Consider the following 6,224-nt stretch of genomic DNA (forward strand, 5'->3'; position numbering starts at 1 on the left):
GAGGTGGTCGGCAACACTCTATCTACAAATTTAAGTATCTCATAAAAATAGATACTCTTGGGTTTATAGGTACATCCCGTCCCTAAAAAACCTAACTTAATCATACGAGGATGTGATTGAATTATGGAACGGCCGAATTGGGGAATTGGAGGATTAGTATTCGTTGGCTGTATGTTTCTTGGTGGAGGAGTGGGATCTATGTTAGGTAATGCCCAAACTGGATGGCTAATAGGAATGGGCATTGGATTTCTTGGGATGGCTTTAACGAGACTGTTCAGAAAATAATGTAACTGAGATTCTTCTTCTGGTAAATAAGGAAATATGTAAGTAATTCATGGCATAAGAGTTCTATAAATTATAGTTAGAATCTTCTCTTTTGTATTTGTCTTTTCTAAATTTCTCCATACATAGATACGATTCTCAAGTCGGAGGATAGCACCTTAGGGTGTCTTTTTTATGCTTTTTAAAAATGTCTTACCATATAATAGCTGAGTTTTGCTTTCAGTCTCCGATGCCCATTAAACATAAAATGAAAATTCCGCACCATTTAAACTCGGATAACAATTCATACGATCAAGAATAATTGAGTTAATAGCTTTCGGTAGATTGTCATCATTTTTTTATAATACATTAGATTCATTACCGTTTCAGACCTATGTATTCATTCATAACCTAACAGTAAAAGGGGGGATGATTAAAGGTATGGCAGTTAATGAGGAATCAATTTGTCAACAGTTTGCAAGAATTATCGGTGGACAAGAAGGATTCGCCGGTGGGAAATGCGTGGCAACAATAAACAGGGATGAAATACGAGCAACAATCTTGGGAAAACGTTTTAGAGTAACCACTTCTTTTTCATTCGAATCACGAGACAATAAAACTGGACGGGCATTATGCCTAGGCCGAGTAGCACTCTTACAAAAAGAAGTCACTGAATTTGTGGCGACAATTATTAAACAAGGAATAATCGTTTCGTCTATACACAATGAGTGGTTATGTGATGATCCAAATTTGATTTACGTTAATATCGAAGACGTTGATGATCCACTAAATTTCGCAAGAAAAGTGAGAAGAGCATTGTGCAATTAACAATTTTTTTTAGTTAATTGATTGATTACGTTAAATAGAAGATTTCAGCGTGTTGAATGTTATAGTTGTAAAATAGATTTAAGTGGAGGGGGTTATAAAATGAAAGAAGGCATTCCGTATTTGGAATGTCTTTTTTATGTTTTTGTTGCTCATGAGGGTGGTTAACTGATTATATGCTGTTTATCTTGCAACAGCAAGAACTGGACGAGGTATCTTTAAAGGTATTTGACTATTTGTAGATACCATATTTTATCAAATGTTATTAGCATATCATAAAACGACAGGGGAGAAATCGCCAGAGAAATACGTCAAATTAGTCATTCCTTCTATAATCTAAGGGGGCGATTTTGTTTTCGAAAAATAATAGGTAAATCATTTGACAATTAAAATAATCTACTTTATTATATGTGCCATAGCATATATATGGTGAAACAAATACATTCATTGTGAATGATTGACTGGTATGCTATATCCTTTTATATCTTAATTTATAGAGGTGATATATGAACTTACATGATTTAATAGGCTATCTTGTTCATCGTACTGATGTGAAAATGACCAATTATTTTACGAAGAAATTAAAGCCGTATGGAGTTACGCCAGAGCAGTGGGGGATTATTAGTGTTCTTTGTAGCCAAAGGAGCACTACTCAAAAAGAGTTGGCGGAAGCTATTGATAAAGATCAAACTACTGTTGTTAGAATGATACAGTCAATGGAGAGAAAAGGGATTGTAAAGAAGGCTTTGAATGACCAAGATAGGCGTTCACATAACCTTTTTTTAACTCAAAAAGGTGACGAGTTAAAGAAAACAATCTTGCCTGTAGTGAAAGACGCTCACCATTTCGTTACGAGTAATTTGAGCGAGGAAGAAATTAAAGTATTACAATCGTTATTAAACAAATTGTATGATACACACTATTAATATTTGTTCCTTATTGATGCTATGCTATTCATAAGGAACAAACTTTGTTTTAGGTATTATATATGCTATAGCACATAATTTTTTGTTTGTTTAGAGGAATGGGAAGATAGCTTTATTTTGTATGATATCTGATTCAGGTTCACTTTTTTGCCTAGTACCAGTCAAATTTTTGTATTATATGTGCTATAGCATGTAATTTCTAGCCCTTTAATATGAAAAAGGGTAATGTAAATTGAAGCGACTTCCATACAGGTAATCTCAGGAAATAGGATAAAGGTAGTGACTACTACCTGAACAATACTGAGTTTTTATCAAATAATAAGAAAGGTGTGATTACTATTTTAATTTTCATCAATATTGTAAAAGTAGTGTTGTTTCTGTTCTTTTTAATGACAGGAACGAAAATTATATCCGGGAAAATGGCAGATGAATTCAAACGATTTGGTTTACCTTCGCTCTTTAATTTCTTAACTGGAGCTTTTGAGATTGTAGGAGCGATTGGAATGTTGATAGGAATCTGGATTCCAGTAGTAGCTTTATGGGCAGGATTGTTATTAGGTGGTACGATGCTTGCAGCTGCATTAACGCTAATTGTATTAGCGAGGGATCCTTTTAAGAAAGCGATACCTGCGCTTGTTTTGTTTGTCCTTAGTTTAGGGGTAAGTTTGTATCATATTTTTTAAACATAACCGAAAACTATTAAACTTTCACTTTATGCGTTCAAGTTACTATCGTTTTGTGATTATGTTACAAATAGGGGGATTCTCCAATTAGTGCTTGAATAATAATAGCAATACGAATTTAGACATTACTTTCATTCGAATCATGATCAGTAAAAGAATGGGAAGAATTTTTATACAAAGGAATTCTCGATGAATTTTATATTAAAATAGGAGTGAGTGAAGATGGCATATTTATTACAAGTTGATTTTCCGTTTGAAGGTCCTTTTGGTGAAGAAATGGAAAAAGCATTTTGGGATTTAGCAAATAGTATTAACGAAGAAGAAGGATTCCACTGGAAAATATGGACTGAGAATGAAGAAACAAAAGAAGCTGGAGGCATTTATGTATTTGAAGAAAAACAAGATGCTGAAAAATATGCGGAAATGCACAAGAGCAGACTTGAAGCAGCTGGTGTTAAAGATATTAGAGTAAGAATTTTTAACATCAATGAAAAGTTAACTAAGTTGAATCGTGGTTATATTAAATAATTCCGACAGTCGGAGCAAGCGTAAAAAGGAGGGGGATAATCCCCTCTTTTTTAATTCTTAAATTGATGGTGAGGGGGCTCTTACAAAAAAAATCTTTGCAAAATTTGTGAAAGAAAAGGAGAGATAAAGGTATTTTAACCTTATCTCTCTTTTTCTATATTCATTTATTTTCAGGTAAGGAGTTGATTAGTTATTACTATTTATAAGAACGTGAAGAAGTGTTGATGCCAGTTGGAACTGTTGTAAAGGTTGAGGGGGCATCCAAGGAAATAGCAGAGATGTGTATGATGATTTGGCGCAGGGGTATGAATCCATCTTCTATGAAATTGTGGGATTATATAAGCATTGATTATCCTGGAGATTTTAAAATGAAATTTACCTAATTATAGAAGTGATTTGAACGTAAGGAAATTGTAAGAAATGCATAAGAAAAAAGAAATTTTTATTATGTAGGATACAAATATAGAGAAGCACAAAAGAGGGAGGATAAATAGGGTTTATTTATACGAAAACCAAACTAGTAACAAGCGCATTCTAAATAAAAAATCATTTATGGTACTAACATACATGTGAAAAAGAGAGGTTTTACCGTTTGTTACAACAGTAGGGATAAAGCCAGAATAGTAGTTTATGTGATGTTTGTAATTGAACAAATAAAAGATGAAATTAATCATTTATCTAAGGAGGCATTTTTTTATGGAAAATAAATTATCTGGGGTGTTAGCCGCTACTTTGGCCCTAACGATGAGCTTGCCAACAGGAGCGATAGCGTCTTCTAGCAGTAAGGCTCCGGTTGTATCTAGCCAAGAAGTTGCTAGTAAAGATTTGGAGAAGATTGCTGCAGAGAACGCTGAACTACTCACGAAGTCCTATGAGACGACTAGCGTGCAGTATGCGCTGATTGATAATGGTAAACTTATTTTGTCGGGGCAGACAGGCAAGAACGACATAGAAGGGAAAGAACCATTAACTAAAGATACTCTATACGGAATTGGTTCAACCAGTAAAGTATATACAGCAGCGGCTGTTATGAAACTAGTAGACGAAGGAAAAGTTGATTTGGATGCTCCTGTTACTGGCTATATTCCTGAGTTCAAAATGAAAGATAAACGATATAAAAGCATTACACCGCGTATGCTGTTGAATCACTCCTCAGGTTTGCAAGGTTCGACGTTCAATAATGCATTTTTATTTAAAGATAATGATGCTTATGCCCATGATATCTTGTTGCAACAATTGTCCAACCAAAACTTGAAGGCAGACCCTGGCGCGTTTTCAGTATACTGTAATGACGGTTTTACGCTGGCTGAGATCTTGGTAGAAAGAGTCAGCGGTATGAGTTTTACTGAATTTCTACATCAAAAGTTTACAGAGCCATTAAAACTGAATCAAACGATAACATCGCAAGACAAATGGGAAGACGAAAAGCGGGCTGGACAGTATTCTCCGACATACCAGGGACAGCTTCCAAGTGAAATGGTAAATGTGATTGGTACGGGAGGAATCTCCTCTACTGCAGAAGATGTGGTGCGATTCTCACAAATATTTATGGGACAGGGAAAAGAAATTCTCTCTAATAAAGCAATCAAGGCGATGGAACAAGAAGAATATAAAAAAGGAATGTGGCCAGGAGATAGCGGAAATATGTTCAACTATGGTCTTGGCTGGGATAGTGTGAAACTATACCCATTCAGTGAATATGGGATAAAAGCGTTGACTAAGGGTGGGGATACGATGCTGCAACATGCTACATTGGTCGTGCTTCCAGAACAGAAGATGGCAGCAGCTGTATTGTCCTCCGGTGGGAGCAGCATGACAAATCAACTATTGGCAAATAAATTACTGCTAGCTAGGCTTAAAGAGAAAGGGGCAATTAAGGATATAAAACCAGATAAATCCTTCGGCAAGCCAGTCAAGGCTAAAGTGCCTCAAGATGTGGTAAAAAAAGCAGGATTGTATGGAAATATCCAAAGCCATTTCAAAATAGAGATTACGAAGAAGGGAGAACTGTTTTTACCAACTAAACCGGAAGAAAAATATGTATATACGGCGGATGGAAGCTTTATAAATGAAAAGGGTACTTCCAAGCTTAACTTCGTCACTGAGAAGAATGGAAAAGTTTATTTAAGAGAGAGCACATATGAATTATCACCGGGATTGGGACAAAATGTGCTGACTCACTATTTAGCTCAGAAATTAGAAAACAATGTGTTACCGAAGAAAACAGCTGCTGCATGGGCGAAGCGCGAGGGCGGCAAGTTCTACCTTGTTAACGAAAAATTTAATTCTATAAATTATCTAGGACAACAAATACCTCTTAACACACAAATTACGATCAAGGATGGCTATTGGGACGGCAAAAAAATTACAGGTCCGAATACGGCGACGCATCAAATTCAGATTCCTGTGATGAATGGGAGGGATACGAAGGAAGCTCATTTCTATACAGAGAATGGTACTGAATATATGGAGATGGCCAGCTTTTTATACGTCAGTGAATCTAACGTAAAATCCCTTGATGCAGGTCAATTATCGAAAGTTACACTGCAAAAAAATGGGCATGCGAAATGGTTTACGATTCCGCAAGAGGTAGCAGGGAAAACGATGAATGTGGAGTTGCCATCAGGAAGTTCATTCGCGGTGTATGATGGGAATGGAGTATGCGTCAATTTTAGCGTTGTTAGTAATAATAACAAAGTGAAACTACCAGAGAACGGAACAGTTGTATTTGCTGGCGCACCGAACTCCGAATTTACAGTCGCATTGAACTAGCTATAACTCGGGATAGACTTCAATAAAACAGTGCGACATGGAAAAGATATTTTATTTGTATCTTAAGTATTACCTTAAATGATATTACACTTAAATTTTTAGTTTAATAGTAATGGGATAGCACCACACATCCATCAACTTAAGGTATATTTTTAAACAAAATGCGGTCTTTCCATATAGTTTTTTATTATCTTTTGTAGATTTTATAAAAGCGGGCATATCAAATAAA

At 35.6% G+C, this 6,224-nt stretch carries 7 protein-coding genes; all 7 read left to right on the forward strand.

From position 1 onward, the window contains the following. The first annotated feature begins 123 nt into the window (after positions 1-123). The 7 genes from MR168_RS31835 (at position 124) to MR168_RS31865 (ending at position 5,995) form a co-directional block, all read left to right on the forward strand. Positions 124-285, forward strand: a complete 162-nt coding sequence (locus MR168_RS31835; protein WP_000441009.1) for a hypothetical protein — start codon at positions 124-126, stop codon at positions 283-285. A gap of 417 nt (positions 286-702) precedes the next feature. Continuing rightward, on the forward strand, positions 703-1,089 hold the full coding sequence (locus MR168_RS31840) for a DUF1259 domain-containing protein (protein WP_002204749.1): 387 nt from the start codon (positions 703-705) through the stop codon (positions 1,087-1,089). A gap of 503 nt (positions 1,090-1,592) precedes the next feature. Continuing rightward, entirely contained in the window at positions 1,593-2,012 is a 420-nt protein-coding gene (locus MR168_RS31845) for a MarR family winged helix-turn-helix transcriptional regulator (protein ID WP_006922752.1), read from the forward strand. A gap of 332 nt (positions 2,013-2,344) precedes the next feature. Further along, entirely contained in the window at positions 2,345-2,695 is a 351-nt protein-coding gene (locus tag MR168_RS31850; protein WP_086412471.1) for a DoxX family protein, read from the forward strand. A 222-nt stretch (positions 2,696-2,917) separates the two neighbouring features. Beyond that, positions 2,918-3,223, forward strand: coding sequence for a monooxygenase (locus MR168_RS31855; protein WP_000323752.1), 306 nt, complete (start codon positions 2,918-2,920; stop codon positions 3,221-3,223). 224 nt (positions 3,224-3,447) lie between these two features. Beyond that, positions 3,448-3,606 carry a DUF4176 domain-containing protein gene (locus MR168_RS31860; protein WP_160310375.1) on the forward strand — a complete coding sequence of 53 codons (159 nt, stop codon included), beginning with the start codon at positions 3,448-3,450 and terminating at the stop codon, positions 3,604-3,606. Between the two features lie 313 nt (positions 3,607-3,919). Continuing rightward, positions 3,920-5,995 (forward strand): serine hydrolase domain-containing protein, encoded by a 2,076-nt coding sequence (locus tag MR168_RS31865; protein WP_016122821.1) that lies wholly within the window; start codon positions 3,920-3,922, stop codon positions 5,993-5,995. Positions 5,996-6,224 lie beyond the last annotated feature (229 nt).

Source organism: Bacillus cereus group sp. BfR-BA-01356, assembly GCF_022663635.1.
GTDB classification, from domain to species: Bacteria; Bacillota; Bacilli; order Bacillales; family Bacillaceae_G; genus Bacillus_A; species Bacillus_A cereus.